Origin of the sequence: Neobacillus citreus (assembly GCF_018343545.2) — a bacterium.
Classification (GTDB): Bacteria; Bacillota; Bacilli; order Bacillales; family Cytobacillaceae; genus Neobacillus; species Neobacillus citreus.
Genome location: NZ_JAGYPE020000044.1, coordinates 36,167 through 51,156 on the forward strand (window position 1 = coordinate 36,167; position 14,990 = coordinate 51,156).

Sequence of the window (14,990 nt, forward strand, 5' to 3'; positions counted from 1 at the left end):
TCGCCTCTCTAATAGGCCTATTCCTCCTCTTGAACGGGGTGATAGGGCATTCCGGTTCTGAGTACTCCCTTTGTTTCTATCCCTCCCAGTCCTTTTTCGCCTGTAAGTGTATTTCTCAGCACTTCCCAAACGTTGATTCTTTCCATAAAAGGGGTAAAACTGATTTTGGCGACGATATAGACCGGGTCAAGAGCGTGAATGTTGATCCTAGATGGGGAGCTGGCAAAGTTTGCGCCGGCATGAATAAGCGATTCAAAATGAGATTGGCATGCGCCCGCAAAGATGACAAGCTGGTCCAAATGGGGCACTTTCCTTCGCGCTTCCCTAACCGTTTCCACAAAGTGTTTAGAATGGCGGTACGCATTGATATCGGTCATCTTCCCTTTTGCTTTTGAATAAGCATCATGTCCGGTGATAACGAGAATATCGGGACGATAATAGTCCATGTAGCCGCCAATTTTCGCAGGCATCTCTTTTTCATTGCAATGAATCCCTAAAACAGGAACACCGATTTTTTCATATAAGGCCATGCATTTTTTTAAATAGGCAGGGTCGCCATCTAGGTGAAGGACTTTTCCGGGGATTTGAAAATAGCTGCTCGGCTTTACATAGCCGCTGGTGGCTTCGTATTCCTGCCTCTCCCTCAATAAATCGACATCCTGTGTAAAAAGCCTTAAGGATTGCTCCTCGAGCGTCCGGTACTCCTTCGTGAGCTTTAGCCGCTCATTTGGATTGATTACCATCAAATCTTGATATGGGGCATCTGCCACTAGGCGAAAATCCTCGCCATAGAGGATCACCACTGTCTGGCCACTAATTTTTTGTATATCGATAACTCGAAAGAGAATATCGCAATTATATGAACGTCTGCCGACAATATCATTTATTTTTATATCCACTGTCGTCACTCCAATAAGACCGCAGGTAAGGCCTTCAAATAAGGTTCTTTGATAGGCTATGCATGGGTAGTTGTCCTTGTGAAAAAAAATAGACCTTTTTAAAAGGTCTATTGGAAGTATGCATATAGTTCGTCGCTTAGGCGGCCAAACTCTTCGAGGGACAGTGTTTCCCCTCTTCTTGACGGTTCAATGCCGCTGGCTGCCAAGGCCGCAAGGATTTCCTCTTTCTTTTGTTTGCCATCCGGCAGACCACTTGTTAGGTTGTTTAATAATGTCTTTCTTCTTTGGGCAAAGCTCGCCTTTGTCACCTGGAAAAAGAAGTTCTCATCCTTTACCTGGACAGCACGGTTTTCCCTCCGTGTCAGCCTGATGACCGCAGAATCGACGTTTGGCTGCGGGACAAAAACCGTTTTTGGCACAATCATGACGGTCTCCGCTTCAGTATAATACTGAACAGCGATGGATAGAGAGCCGTAGTCCTTCGTTCCAGGCTTGGCAGAGATCCTGTCCGCTACTTCCTTTTGGAGCATACAAACGATGCCGCGAATCGGCAAATGCTCTTCAAGCAGCTTCATAATAATCGGCGTCGTTACATAATAAGGCAGGTTAGCAACCACCATCAAATCGGAAATGCCAGCAAATTCAGCAGCAATAACCTCACCGACATCAGCCTTTAACACATCATTATGGATGACTTTTACATTCGGATATGGTGACAACGTATCTTCTAAAATTGGCAAAAGCCTTTGATCAATTTCAAAAGCAACGGTCTTTTTGCTCGAACGGGCCAGCTGTTCCGTTAAGGCTCCGATTCCTGGGCCAATTTCAATGGCCCCTGATTCGTCGGTAAGCTCCGCAAAGCTGACAATTTTTTTTAATATATTTGTATCGATTAAGAAATTTTGCCCTAGGCTTTTCTTAAAGGAAAAGCCGTATTTTTCTAAAATAGCCCTTGTTCTCACAGGGGTAGCGATATCTTTATCCATTACTCTCCTCCTGACGTACCTTGCTTAGTGCCTCGGCAAATTCCTGTTTGCTGATTTGAAACATCATGAGGCGCTTATGCAGCTGCTTACCGTTCGTATAGCCGATTTTTAATAGCTTCCCTAATTGGATTCTGCGTTCCTTGGCGCCTTCCCCGCCGATCAGGCCGGCAGTGATTAAATCATCCTGGCTGATTTCCTCTAAAATATCTTCATGCATGACTTGTGCTTCTTTTAAAGCTGCCCTGATTGCTTCCGGTGAGGCATGCTCAACTCCGATTCCTTTATCTCTTTTTGCAAGGGCATCCTCTTTTGCCAGGAAGGCGTGTTTACAGCCCGGAACTTGCCCAGCAATCGTTTTTCTTATTTTTTCACCAGGGTAATCGGGGTCGGTAAAAATAATGACTCCCCTTGTTTCCTGGGCACGTTTTATTTTTTCAATCGTGGTTTGATTAACTGCGGAACCGTTCGTTTCAATCGTATCCGCTTCGACTGCCCGATTGATGGCAGTTGTGTCATCCCTGCCTTCCACCACGATAAATTCTTTAATTTTCATTTTTCCTCCAAAAAAAAATAAAATTGAAAAAAAGTTGAAACATTTTTGTAATGTCCATCGTCTATATTAGCGAAACCATTCATAAACTTTAGTAATCATTTGCTTAAGAGTTCGTTGTTAAGTATAAAGAAATTTTAAGAAAAAGTAAAAAAGCAGGGGTTTCCCCCTGCCGCAAAATGAATTACTGCATTATCGTAATTTTTACTTTTTTACGTCCCCATCGATATGCATCAGCTTTTGTGGGCATAAATACGTCAATTATATACCCTTTTATGGCCCCGCCAGTATCGGCAGCAACCGCATAGCCATAGCCTTCGACATAAACCTTCGTGCCAAGCGGAATGATATTTGGATCAACGGCAATTATTTTAGCGTCCGGATTAGAGCGCAAATTAAAACCAGTTGCAGTCCTTCCTGAACAGCCATTACAATAGGCTGTATACGCTGTAGACGACACATAAAGCTCTTTTCCTGCAGGTGCCTCACCGCGGGATACTTGAAGGGCTAAATCCTTCGTGCCAACAGCGACAACCCTATCCTGTTTTGCTGTAACCATCTGCTCATTGATTAACTTCCTTGATACCTCTTTACCATTTTCGATTAGGACTTCATATTGTTTCGAAACGAGCCCTTTTTTACCTTGAGAGATGGTCTGTTCTTTCCCTTTCTCAAGGCTGTCATCCCTCTTAGTAACCACGGCAAATTCAACAGGTTCTTCCACTACATCGGTGACTTTTTCTACACGAATGACGTTAACAACACCATTCTCTGCTATGGTTTCTGTTAATGGCGGTTCAACTCGGTCTAAATCATTTAGTTTAGTGCCCTGCTGCGTTAAAAAGTCAGCGACCGTAGTCGAAGTGGACCAGACTGCTTGCTCTTTTCCGCCGTCAATGAAAGTCAGATGATAGGCCTCAGTGACGCCGATTTTCATCTTATTTTTGATTGCCGTTTGCGGTCCGGGTGAAACTTTATCATGCTCGTTTAAAACAATATGTTGTTCTTTCAAAGCCTCCGCTACAGTCTCGGCTGTAGTCCAAATCGTTTTCTTCTCGTTGTTCTTGACAATGGTAACCTGTTTCGCTTGCAGCCAGACGATATGTAGGTTTTCATTTACCTTCGTACTCGCCTTTGGATACAAGTAGTCTTGGGAGCGCATTGAAACATCCAGTTCATCCAATAATTCCTTAATGGTATCTGCATGCGTTTTGATGACCTTTTGTTCGCCATTAAGAGTAATTGCCACCGTTTTCTTTGATCCTTCATAAAAAAGAATTCCAAGAGTTGTTAGCAAAACTACGAAACTAGCAAAAGCAATGGTCAAATTCCTCGCACTCCAAGACCGGAAAAACAGGCTTTTCATGTTTTTGAATACGATGAAAAACGCCTCCTTTTCTTATGGAGATATAGTGAAACCATGCCGCCGGCTGTCAACCCTTGCATACCCTGAGAACATATTCCTAATTATGCACATAACTGGAAATTTTGCAAAGGAAAACTTATCGACACGGTTATCCTATGTTGAAAAGGAGACGTGTAGAACTTTTAGTTATCGGAAAAAATTTGGACAAGCTTCTTACTGTTTCGACAATTTCCCTTATCAGTTTATGGCGAAACATTTTTTAGCATTTTGTGTCGTTGCCTCAGCTACCTCTTCGTACGTTAATCCCTTAATTTCGGCAATTTGCTCGGCTACCAGTTTCACATAACTCGGTTCATTGCGTTTCCCGCGAAATGGATGCGGCGCCAAATACGGGCAGTCTGTTTCAATTAACAACTTATCAAGTGGAATTTCAGCGGCTACCTCTTTCGGTTTTTTGGCATTTTTAAAGGTAACAGGTCCGCCCAGCGAAATATAAAAGTTCATGTTCACACATTCCTTTGCAGTCTCCGCGCTGCCGCTAAAGCAATGCATAATCCCGCCTACCTCTGCCGCGCCTTCCTCCTTTAATATCTCAACAATATCTTGAGTTGCTTCACGGTTGTGGATGACAATCGGCAGCTTTACTTTTTTAGCCAGCCGGATTTGCCTTCTGAACACGTCCTTTTGAATGTCCTTTGGCGACTTGTCCCAATGATAATCTAATCCCATTTCTCCAATTGCGACAACTTTTGGATGGGCCGCCAACTCTTCAATCCATTTTAAATCCTCTTCCGTCATATCGATCGCATCTACCGGATGCCAGCCGACACAGGCATAAATAAACTCATAGCTTTCGGCCAATTCCATCGCTCTGGTAATGGTCGGGTGGTCAAAACCAACAACCACCATATTTGTTACTCCTGCTTCCTGGGCCCTTGAAATTACCTCTTCAAGGTCCTCGTTAAACTGTTCGGCGTTTAAATGGGCGTGTGTGTCGAATAACATAAAATCCCTTCTTTCCTTTTTCTCCAACATTTTACTCCTCTTCAGCTTAAACACGAAAAAAGGGAAATTTCCACGAAATTTGTTTCACGTGGAACATTTCCCCATTTATTTTTATTTTACCTTTGAGCCATTCGGCAGTGTTTGGTCCACTGTTGCCAGAGACAGCTGCCCATCTTTGGAGCCAGCCAGGATCATTCCTTGTGATAATTCACCACGCAGCTTAACCGGTTTTAGGTTTGTGATGCAGATTACCTTACGTCCTACCAATTCTTCTGGTTTGTAGTACTGGGCAATTCCTGATACAACCTGGCGTTTTTCATAGCCTAAATCCAACTGAAGCTTTAATAATTTATCAGCCTTCTTAATAGGTTCTGCCTGGATAACCTCCGCTACACGCAGGTCAATTTTCATGAAATCATCAATGGCAATTTCTGCAAGTTCTTCAGGCTTCTCCTCTTTCTTTTCTTCTGCTACAGGTGATGGAGCCGTTCCGCCTTGCATCTTAGTCTTGATAAATTCAACTTCCTCAGCGATTTCTAGTCTTGGGAACAATGGTGCGTCTTTTTCAACCTTTGTCCCACTTGGAATATTGCCGAATGCTTCAAGGCTTTCCCATGTTTTTAATCCTTCATCGTTCATTCCTAACTGTTTAAAGACGCCATTCGGTGTCCGGGTTAAAAACGGCTGAAGAAGAATGCCAATCCGGCGCAGCGATTCTGCTAAATGAACCATTACGCTCGCAAGCTCGTTTTTCTTTGCCTCATCCTTCGCTAACGCCCATGGCTGTGTTTCATCAATATATTTATTTGTTCTGCTGACTAGCTGCCAAACAGAGCTTAACGCGACAGAAAATTCCATTTTTTCCATCGCTTCTTCATACTTTGTAATGGTTTCCCGATTTGTTTGGAGCAAGGACTCATCGAATTCACCAACAGAACCGGCATAGTCAGGAATAACCCCATTAAAGTATTTTTCAATCATCGCCACGGTCCTGTTCAGGAGGTTTCCAAGGTCGTTCGCCAAATCAAAGTTGATTCTTTCGATAAACCCTTCCGGAGTGAAAACACCATCTGCTCCAAAAGGAACCTCACGTAACAGATAGTAGCGAAGCGCATCAAGGCCATAGCGGTCAATCAATGTCACTGGATCGACAACATTTCCCTTTGACTTCGACATTTTTCCATCCTTCATTAACAGCCAGCCATGGGCAAATACCTTCTTTGGCAGCGGAAGGTCGAGTGCCATCAGCATAATTGGCCAATAAATAGTGTGGAAACGGACAATTTCTTTACCGACTAAATGTACATCTGCCGGCCAGTATTTTAAGTAGTTAGCGTCGTTTTCTGTACCATACCCAAGTGCGGTAATATAATTGGAAAGCGCATCAATCCAAACATAGATGACATGCTTTGGATTGCCCGGCACCTTGATGCCCCAGTCAAAGGTTGTCCGAGATACGGCCAAATCCTCAAGTCCCGGCTTAATGAAGTTGTTGATCATTTCATTCTTGCGGGATTCCGGCTGGATAAATTCAGGATTCTCCTCATAATATTGCAGAAGTCTGTCCACATACTTGCTCATTCTGAAAAAGTACGATTCTTCCTTTACTTTTTCAACCGGGCGGCCGCAATCCGGGCAGTTCCCGTCAACAAGCTGGCGGTCAGTAAAAAAGGATTCACAAGGCGTACAATACCAGCCTTCATATTGATCTAAATAAATATCGCCCTGCTCAAGCAGTCTGGCAAAGATTTTTTCGACAACCTGTTTATGCCGATCCTCTGTTGTCCGGATAAAATCATCATAGGAAATATCAAGCTTTTGCCAAAGCTCTTTAATTCCGCCAACAATTTCATCGACATAGGCCTGCGGGGTCACACCTAATTCTTGCGCTTTGCGCTGAATTTTTTGTCCGTGCTCATCAGTACCTGTTAGATATCTTACATCAAACCCGCGCAAGCGCTTATAACGGGCCATTGCATCCCCTGCAACCGTCGTATAGGCATGTCCAATATGTAAATTACCGCTTGGATAATAAATCGGTGTCGTAATATAAAAAGATTTTCCCGCCATTTGTATCACTCCTCTAGTAATAGACAATTAATCCCCATCTAAACATTATTGCCCTTTTTTATTGGTCTCTAACATCAAAATATACCGAAAATTACGTTTTTGTGCAAGAAACGGCATTTCGATGAATTCCATTTTTTAAAAATTTTTTCCAAAACACACCCATAAAATCCCCACAAACTACGAAACTTATTTTTGAAATTAAGATAGGATTTTGTAGAATTTTGTCGAATTGTCGAATTTATGTCCAATGACTAATATTAGTTATCTATAATGTTAATGATAGTAATTATTAAATAGAAATTCAAAAATCCCTTATTAAATCAGTCTTTTGCGAATGGGTAAAAATTCCTTATTATTTTTCAAAATTAAATAATTGACGAATTTGGGAAACGCTGGTATTATGAATATATGAAATTTTTGTCGAATAATGACGAATTATAAAAGAAAAAAATAATTGTTTAATAGTGAGAGGAGATTACAAAAAATGAAATCTACTGGTATCGTTCGTAAGGTTGATGAATTAGGCCGCGTGGTTATTCCGATCGAATTAAGACGTACACTTGGAATTGCTGAAAAGGATGCTCTTGAAATCTATGTTGATGATGACCGCATTATTTTAAAGAAATACAAGCCAAATATGACTTGCCAAATCACTGGTGAGGTTTCTGATGATAATCTTGCTCTTGCAGGCGGAAAGTTAATCCTAAGCCGCGAAGGTGCAGAGCAGTTAATCAAGGAAATCCAAAGCAACTTTGAAGTAGTAAAATAAGAAGAATTCCTTGCCAAAGGTAATCTCTTCTTTTATAAATAGACCAAGAGGCTGACATTTTTGTCAGCCTCTTTTTATGGTTCAATATGATATGCCTGGTAAACGTCCCGTTTATGTAATCCCCTGTCCTTCGCCGTTTGTTTAATGGCGTCTTTAGAGGACATATCTTTGTCAGTTATGTAGTGCCCGACATGCTCTTCAATCGTTAACTGCTCCCACCAAGCGGCCTCTTCGGGCTCCGGTAATTCGCTGGTTCCTTCAACGATGACGCAGAATTCCCCGCGGATCTCCTCTTCATTAGCCCATTGCAGGGCTTCTTCGAGATTCCCCCTGATGAATTCCTCAAACTTTTTTGTCAGCTCCCTGCAAAGGGCGACCTTACGGCTGCCAAGGACTTCAAGCATGAGGGCTAACGTTTCCTTCAGCCTGTGCGGGGCTTCATAAAATATGATGGTAGCCGTTTGTCGCTTTAGTCCTTCTAATTGCTCCCGTTTTTCCTTTTTGCCACGGGGCAGAAACCCATAAAAATAGAAAGGCTGGCAGACAAGGCCGGAGGCAATTAACGAAGTGATTCCCGCATTTGCTCCCGGCAGCGGAACGACCGTCAGCATTTCGGCTGTGGCTTGCACGACAAGCTCGTAGCCAGGGTCAGAAATGGCAGGTGTACCAGCATCACTCACTAAGGCAATTTTGGCGCCATCATTTAACCTTTGAATCAGCTTTTCCCCGCTCGTTTCTTTGTTATGTTCATGGTAGCTTACCACCGGGGTGTCAATTTCAAAGTAATTCAACAGTTTTTTTGTATTTCTTGTATCCTCAGCGGCAATCAGGTCTGCCTCTTTTAATATCCGTACCGCGCGAAAGCTCATATCCTCCAGATTTCCAATCGGGGTTGGAACCAAATAGAGAATTCCCTTATGCTCCTCATTCGCAAAGCTCTTTTGCTGCCACATCATCATCACCTATCTCTCTCACTAAAAAATCCAACTTTTGTTTCCGTGTCAGCTTTTTAAAATGGTATTCCGCTCTTAGGGCATCACCCTTATTTTCAAATCCCTTATAATACGTCAGTTTAACCGGGCCGCGGCCCCTTGTATACTTGGCCCCTTTTCCATCATTGTGAAGCTGAATCCTGCGTTCTAGATTATTGGTGTAACCCCCATAGAAGCTCCCGTCCCTGCAGGTCAGCACATAAAAATAATGCTCATTTTTCTCCATATAAAATCTCTCTTATTTCTGGGGTATATTCATCGTTATCTTGATAAACGATCAGCGGTGGAAGAATTTTCAGATCAGGACTTCCATCCTTAATGGCTTCGACTAATATCGTATTCGCTTCCTTCCCCATCTTTGGGTAAACAAATTGGATCCGCTTTGGCTCCAGCCTATATTGACGCATAAACGTTACGATATCCAATAGTCGCCCCGGGCGGTGTACGAATGCCACTTTCCCACCTTGCCTGACAAGTTCGCTGGATGCCTTTATAGCATCCTCAAGCGTACAGAGAATTTCATGACGGGCGATCGCCAAATGTTCATTTGGGTTAATTTCTCCCTTTGATGGTGTCGTAAAATAAGGAGGATTGCAGGTAACCACATCAAATTTGCCGTATCCCAATTTTTTCGGCATATCCCTAATATCCCCAAGAATCATCTCCAGCCTATTTTCAAGACCATTATATTCAATACTTCTGACCGCCATATCGTAAAGGCGTTCCTGAATCTCCACACCTGTAATTTTGCCTTTAGTCCTGGCACTTAAAAACAGCGGAATAACCCCGTTGCCACTGCAAAGGTCGATAAGGTTTCCTTTTTGGATGGGGACATAAACAAACCTTGCCAAAAGGACTGCATCCAGTGAAAATGCAAATACAGATGGACTTTGAATAATTCTTAAGTTCTCGGCCAGCAAATAATCTAAGCGTTCATCATCCTTCAAGTTAATCATGTTCATTCATTCCTTATCAAAGTATGAAAATAGAGGCTGATGAAAGGTCAGCCTCTTAACGTTATTTCTTATTTAGGAAAGATAGACAGAATAAACAGTCGCCTTCCTTGCGCAAACTGCCAAAATGAAGATTGCAGATATGAAATCCCTCTTGATAAAGGCGGGCTAGATTATCATAGCCTTCTCCTACATCAAATGGCTTTACATTGGGAGATGGTGTTTGTGCCGCCTCCTCTGCTTTTTTGCTGCTGCTATCCTTCTTCTCAGCTTCCGTGGTTACATCTAAACGGCGTCTTAAATGCTCATTTTCAAGCTTTAAACAATGATTTTCTTCTAGTATTTCAGCTAAGTGCTCCTTTAATTCCCCAAGCTGCTGGTAAAGATGGCCAATTTGTGTTTCCATATTACTTACTGATTCAAATATCTCTTTTTTATCCACGCCTTCCACCTCATTAATCTGTGGATTGTATCGAAAAGGCACCTTCTTTAATGATTTCATCTAGTGTATATTCCAGAACCCGCTCTTGTTCTGTCAATTCCACCTGAAGAACCCGCTCTAAAATATTCAAACCTACCACTTTTCCCCTGCCATTAGGAGTTTCAATGACTTCTCCCAAATCCGGCAGCTGTTCTTTAGCAGATTCGTATTCATCATTTTCATATTTTAAGCAGCACATAAGCCGGCCGCATAAACCTGAAATTTTGGTAGGATTTAAAGATAGATTTTGATCCTTTGCCATTTTAATCGACACAGGGTCAAAATCGCCTAAGAAAGTGGAACAGCACAGCATTCTTCCACACGGGCCGATCCCGCCAAGCATCTTGGCTTCGTCGCGGACCCCAATTTGGCGCAATTCAATCCGTGTCCGAAAGATGGCTGCCAAATCCTTGACAAGCTCACGGAAATCAACTCGTCCATCCGCTGTAAAATAGAAAATAATTTTATTACGATCAAATGTATATTCAACATCCACCAGCTTCATATCCAGTTGATGTTCAGTTACTTTTTCATTACAAACCTCATAGGCTTCCTGGGCCGCCTGCTTATTTTCCTCGACAATCATCCGATCCTTCTGGTCCGCAATTCTAACAACCTTTTTTAACGGAAGGACCACATCATGCTCCTCAACCCGCTTCCGGGGTATCACAGCCCTGCCATATTCCACCCCGCGGACGGTTTCGACAATGACAAAGTCATCTTTTTGAATTGGGAGGTCTCCAGGATCAAAATAATAGATTTTCCCCGCTTTTTTAAAGCGTACTCCTACAACATCATACAAATTCAAGATCCCTCCTGCAATTTAAGCACAAGCTGTTCCATCATCAGCTGAGGATTCATGTTCGCAGCAAGCTTTCTCTTCGCTTCGAGAATAGCTGACATTTGAGCCGTTAAGCGCCGCCTTGATGTTCTTAGAGCAAACTGCCGCATGCGTTCCAAATCATTTTGAAAAACAATTTGCTCCTGCTTATCTAATTGTATATATAATAAATCTTTAAAAATAAGAAGTAATAAGTCTAACCCACGTTGAATTTGTTCCTTCTCTTTAAAGTGCAAGAACCAATCGGTCTGAAGCGTGACCATCGCTTCGAGCGGATTTTTTTCTAACACCTCATATAATTTTACCACTATTTTTTGGGCTTGTGCAAACCATTCATCGACATTTAATTCTAGCGCCTCATCCAGACTATTAGTCAACTGTGCAAGTAGTGGGGCTTTTTGTGGTGTTACACCATTTTCAACCAACTGACTTACCATTTTTTGCGGCGATAGCGGTTGGAAGGTCAAAGCCTGGCATCTTGAGAGAATCGTCGGAAGGATTTTCTGAGGCTGTTCGGTTAGTAATAATGCTGCCGTTTCGGCATTTGGTTCCTCAAGAAATTTAAGGAGGCTATTGGCAGCACTTACGCTCATCTTATCAGCATGAACTAGCATATAAACCTTTTTTAAGGATTCTACTCCTTTTTTGGAAAACTCCGCCTGGAGGTTTCTGATTTGTTCTACCTTAATAGATTGACCGTCCGGCTCGATAATGTGCACATCTGGATGATTCCCGCTATTGATACGCCGGCAGCTGCTGCAGGCCTCACAAGGTTTATACCCATCAATTAACGATTCACAGAAAAGAGCCCTGGTTAGAAGTTCGGCGATTTCCTTTTTCCCCGTTCCTCTCATGCCCTCAAAAAGGTAAGCGTGAGCCACCCGATTTTTTAATAAGCTATTTTTTAACATGCGGAGGACCGCGGGCTGCAGCTCCTCCAGTTGATCCCAGGTTTTCACCAAGATTATCACTCACTAACTAAAGAATAGGAATTTTAAAGAAAACTTGCCGATTGGCGAGCCCCTTAGGGCGAAGGCAGAGGCTTAGTTGCCCTTATGCGTTAAGAAAGTATAAAGCTTTCGACAGAAAGTTTATACTTTCTTATTAGCTAGAAATGTAAAAACTGCTCAATCGGCAGCACGAAAACCGTTGCGCCGCCAACCTCGACTTCTACTGGATAAGGGACATATGAGTCGGCATTGCCGCCCATTGGCGAAACAGGTGACACTAGCTGGTCGCGGGCACGGCAGTTATCCTTAATAATCTGCAGAGCCCGGTCAACGCGAATATCTTCTGTACCGATTATGAAAGTGGTGTTTCCTGATTTTAAAAACCCGCCAGTACTCGCCAGCTTTGTTGCTCTAAAATTATTTTCCACTAACGCCTTTGACAAACGATTGCTGTCCTGGTCTTGAACCACCGCAATAATAAGTTTCATAGTAAATCCGCCCTCTCCTTTAAAATTTCCGGCATTACTTATCCTATATTATAACAGTTTCTTTGGGGACTTACATTCGCAATAATTAGGAAGGTTTTCCTCGCTAGCAAAAAAAAGCCTTATCGCGAAGGCTTTTTTTCTGTTAACTTTGTTTTGATTATTTCGAGTGTTTGTTGAAAAACATCCTCAATTGTTCCTGAGGCATCAAGTTTGATAATCCGGCCGGGGAATCGGTCTAAAAGGATATGATAGCCTTCTCTCACCTTTTGGTGAAACTCCAGGTCTTCCAAATCCAAGCGGTTAACTTCTCTGCCTTTATTCTTATTAATTCGCTCCAGCCCAGCTTCCGGCTCAATATCAAAGTAAAGCGTCAAATCCGGCATCATCTTCTCAATTGCAAATTGGTTAATCGTCCATACCTCTTCAATTCCTAATCCCCGTGCGTAACCTTGATAAGCCAGGGAGCTGTCAACAAAGCGGTCGCACAAGACAACTTTTCCCTCTTCTAAGGCAGGCTTTACTTTTTCAATTAAATGCTGTCTTCTTGCGGCAGCATAGAGCAACGCCTCCGTCCGCGGGTCCATGGCCGTATTTTCTTTTGCCAAAATGACGCGGCGGATTTGTTCCGCAATATCAATGCCGCCAGGTTCCCTTGTAACCATTGCCATTGACAGCTGCTCAGCAACCATACTGAGGATTGTAGTTTTGCCTGCCCCATCCGGGCCCTCGAATGTAATAAACGTTCCGTTCGTCATCTATGAAACCTCCAAAACTGTATATCTTAAGTTGTCCAAAAAACCTTCAGCATACTTTTTCTTAATATGGAACCACCTTGAAACCTTGCCCCCGTTTTCATCAGCCTATGTAAGCGGCTTAGCTTTTCAGCAGTGATTCGCTCTCCTTTTAACAAAAGCGGAATCCCAGGAGGATAAGGAATAATCGTTTCCGCACAAACCTTGTCCTCTGCTTCAGAAATAGAAATTTCCCACTCCTCATAATCGCCCATCTTTTTGAAAGGAATAGCTAACTCAGAAATTCGATTATTACTTAATTGAATTTCTTCCTTTTCCTCGTCACAATCATAAAAAATATCTTTAAGGGCCTCATTTATTTTTGCGGCCGTTTCCCTAAAGGAATACTTTTGTTCATCCTTCAGTAGTGGAAGAATGAACAGGAGATTATTTGGATCTGCTAATTCTGTATATATGGAGTATTCCTCCAGCCTTTGCTGCAGCTCAAAGCCACTTAATTTGCTTCGTGACTGAAGCGTGATTTTTAATAAATCCCCTTGCTGATTTGGGTAGTCTAATACCTTAATCGCGGAAACATCGGCCAAATCCCTTTTAAATAAGGAGATCTCGCTTTGTAAAAATTCTAAATCCCTCTGCTCATAGGCTGCTAGATAGCCTCTCGCCAAATCCAATGATGCCATGATTGGATAAGACGGGCTGCTGGACTGAAACATTTCCAAGTAACCCTTGATCTTTTTATTGTCAAGAAGACAGCTATTAAAATGCAAAAAGGACCCCATCGTCATGGCCGGGAGTGTCTTATGCGCTGATTGCACAACAATATCCGCACCAAGTTGAACAGCTGATGCTGGGAAAGGTCTTCCGAGGATAAAATGGGGCCCGTGTGCCTCATCCACTAGGACTGGGATGTTATGCCCGTGCGCCTCCTGAATAATCCCTTGCAAATCATAGACCACCCCGTAATAGTTTGGGTATGTCAATATAAGGGCTTTTGCATTCGGATACCTGCGGATGGCTTCTTTAACAGTCTCCACTGATATTCCAGAGGGAACCATCCATTCTTGGTCATATTCCGGCTCCAGAAATATGGGTCTTGCCTTGGCCAGCTGTATAGCATTCAGGACCGATTTATGGCTATTCCTTTGTACCAGGACCGTATCGTCCTCCGAGCACGCCGTTAAAATCATGGCAATATTTCCTACAGTGGAGCCATTTACAAGAAAGTAGCTTTTCTTTGATTGATAAAGCTGCGTTAAAAGGTCTTCTGCTTCTAAAATTGCTCCTTCAGGAGAATGAAAGTCATCTAATCCAGTTAACTCAGTTGCATCCAGCTTTAGAATTTGTTTAAAGTGCTCCTGTGCATTCGCATCAAAAATAAGACCATATTTATGTCCAGGAACATGAAAGGAAACTGGTTTCCTGAATTCATGCTTTATTAACGCATCATATAAAGGTGTTTTCATCTGCTTAAACATTTCCTTACATCCTTGTTAAGATTCTAACCTATTGTCTCGTTTTAGGGAAAAAAAATAAAGCCCCAATCAGGACTTTGTTATGAAAATATTTCGGGCGTTGTAATTTTTCTAAGCTGTTTCAGATAATGTTTATATTTTGGATCGCTCGTGTCTGTTTGAATTAAATCATTTTCACATTCTGTGCAAATAAAAGAAGTGTATAGATGTATGCCTTTCGCTTTAAGATTCTCACAAATAACGCATGTTTCCCTCAAATGGTTATGTGCTAAGTTTGAACTCAATCGCTCCACCTCCATACACCCATTCTGCCCGATAACAAAAATTTGTATACAATTTTTCGAATTTTCGTATCCGCAATAATAATATATGTCGCCATTCACAATTGGGTGTATGTCTAATGTCGATTTTTTATT

General features: G+C 42.4%; 17 protein-coding genes. 1 reads left to right on the forward strand and 16 read right to left on the reverse strand.

The window, feature by feature from the left end:
* Positions 1–17: 17 nt before the first annotated feature.
* The 6 genes from yabG to metG form a co-directional block, all read right to left on the reverse strand.
* Positions 18–908: a sporulation peptidase YabG gene (gene yabG, locus KHB02_RS20405; RefSeq protein WP_420848105.1), complete on the reverse strand. Its 891-nt coding sequence runs from the start codon at positions 906–908 to the stop codon at positions 18–20.
* Between the two features lie 98 nt (positions 909–1,006).
* Positions 1,007–1,885: a 16S rRNA (adenine(1518)-N(6)/adenine(1519)-N(6))-dimethyltransferase RsmA gene (rsmA, locus tag KHB02_RS20410; RefSeq protein WP_213148332.1), complete on the reverse strand. Its 879-nt coding sequence runs from the start codon at positions 1,883–1,885 to the stop codon at positions 1,007–1,009.
* Positions 1,878–2,438, reverse strand: coding sequence for a ribonuclease M5 (gene rnmV, locus KHB02_RS20415; RefSeq protein WP_213148333.1), 561 nt, complete (start codon positions 2,436–2,438; stop codon positions 1,878–1,880). Before rnmV ends, rsmA begins: the two co-directional genes overlap by 8 nt.
* 181 nt (positions 2,439–2,619) lie before the next feature.
* The gene (locus KHB02_RS20420; RefSeq protein ID WP_213148334.1) at positions 2,620–3,801 is read right to left on the reverse strand and encodes a G5 and 3D domain-containing protein; all 1,182 of its coding nucleotides are present in this window, start codon (positions 3,799–3,801) and stop codon (positions 2,620–2,622) included.
* A 237-nt stretch (positions 3,802–4,038) separates the two neighbouring features.
* The gene (locus KHB02_RS20425) at positions 4,039–4,806 is read right to left on the reverse strand and encodes a TatD family hydrolase (protein WP_213148345.1); all 768 of its coding nucleotides are present in this window, start codon (positions 4,804–4,806) and stop codon (positions 4,039–4,041) included.
* A 111-nt stretch (positions 4,807–4,917) separates the two neighbouring features.
* Positions 4,918–6,876 (reverse strand): methionine--tRNA ligase, encoded by a 1,959-nt coding sequence (gene metG, locus KHB02_RS20430; RefSeq protein ID WP_213148335.1) that lies wholly within the window; start codon positions 6,874–6,876, stop codon positions 4,918–4,920.
* 484 nt (positions 6,877–7,360) lie between these two features.
* Between metG and KHB02_RS20435 the strand changes: the two genes are divergently transcribed.
* Positions 7,361–7,645 carry an AbrB/MazE/SpoVT family DNA-binding domain-containing protein gene (locus KHB02_RS20435; RefSeq protein WP_213148336.1) on the forward strand — a complete coding sequence of 95 codons (285 nt, stop codon included), beginning with the start codon at positions 7,361–7,363 and terminating at the stop codon, positions 7,643–7,645.
* A 74-nt stretch (positions 7,646–7,719) separates the two neighbouring features.
* Here the strand turns inward: KHB02_RS20435 and rsmI are convergent, their stop codons facing one another.
* The 10 genes from rsmI to KHB02_RS20485 all read right to left on the reverse strand — a co-directional run bounded on the left by rsmI (position 7,720) and on the right by KHB02_RS20485 (position 14,873).
* Positions 7,720–8,598: a 16S rRNA (cytidine(1402)-2'-O)-methyltransferase gene (rsmI, locus tag KHB02_RS20440; protein WP_213148346.1), complete on the reverse strand. Its 879-nt coding sequence runs from the start codon at positions 8,596–8,598 to the stop codon at positions 7,720–7,722.
* A complete protein-coding gene (locus KHB02_RS20445) occupies positions 8,570–8,863 on the reverse strand; it encodes a GIY-YIG nuclease family protein (RefSeq protein ID WP_213148337.1) in 294 nt (97 codons plus the stop codon). The genes rsmI and KHB02_RS20445 overlap by 29 nt, the downstream gene beginning before the upstream one ends.
* Positions 8,850–9,593 (reverse strand): tRNA1(Val) (adenine(37)-N6)-methyltransferase, encoded by a 744-nt coding sequence (locus tag KHB02_RS20450; protein WP_213148338.1) that lies wholly within the window; start codon positions 9,591–9,593, stop codon positions 8,850–8,852. Before KHB02_RS20450 ends, KHB02_RS20445 begins: the two co-directional genes overlap by 14 nt.
* Positions 9,594–9,654: 61 nt before the next feature.
* A complete protein-coding gene (gene yabA, locus KHB02_RS20455; RefSeq protein WP_213121158.1) occupies positions 9,655–10,032 on the reverse strand; it encodes a DNA replication initiation control protein YabA in 378 nt (125 codons plus the stop codon).
* Positions 10,033–10,045: 13 nt separating this feature from the next.
* On the reverse strand, positions 10,046–10,873 hold the full coding sequence (locus KHB02_RS20460) for a PSP1 domain-containing protein (protein ID WP_213121159.1): 828 nt from the start codon (positions 10,871–10,873) through the stop codon (positions 10,046–10,048).
* A 2-nt stretch (positions 10,874–10,875) separates the two neighbouring features.
* On the reverse strand, positions 10,876–11,874 hold the full coding sequence (gene holB / locus KHB02_RS20465; protein ID WP_213148339.1) for a DNA polymerase III subunit delta': 999 nt from the start codon (positions 11,872–11,874) through the stop codon (positions 10,876–10,878).
* Between the two features lie 146 nt (positions 11,875–12,020).
* Positions 12,021–12,350, reverse strand: coding sequence for a cyclic-di-AMP receptor (locus KHB02_RS20470; protein ID WP_213121161.1), 330 nt, complete (start codon positions 12,348–12,350; stop codon positions 12,021–12,023).
* 119 nt (positions 12,351–12,469) lie between these two features.
* The gene (gene tmk / locus KHB02_RS20475; protein ID WP_213148340.1) at positions 12,470–13,105 is read right to left on the reverse strand and encodes a dTMP kinase; all 636 of its coding nucleotides are present in this window, start codon (positions 13,103–13,105) and stop codon (positions 12,470–12,472) included.
* A 26-nt stretch (positions 13,106–13,131) separates the two neighbouring features.
* Positions 13,132–14,577, reverse strand: coding sequence for an aminotransferase class I/II-fold pyridoxal phosphate-dependent enzyme (locus KHB02_RS20480; protein ID WP_213148341.1), 1,446 nt, complete (start codon positions 14,575–14,577; stop codon positions 13,132–13,134).
* Between the two features lie 77 nt (positions 14,578–14,654).
* Positions 14,655–14,873, reverse strand: a complete 219-nt coding sequence (locus KHB02_RS20485) for a sigma factor G inhibitor Gin (RefSeq protein ID WP_213148342.1) — start codon at positions 14,871–14,873, stop codon at positions 14,655–14,657.
* Positions 14,874–14,990: the final 117 nt, after the last annotated feature.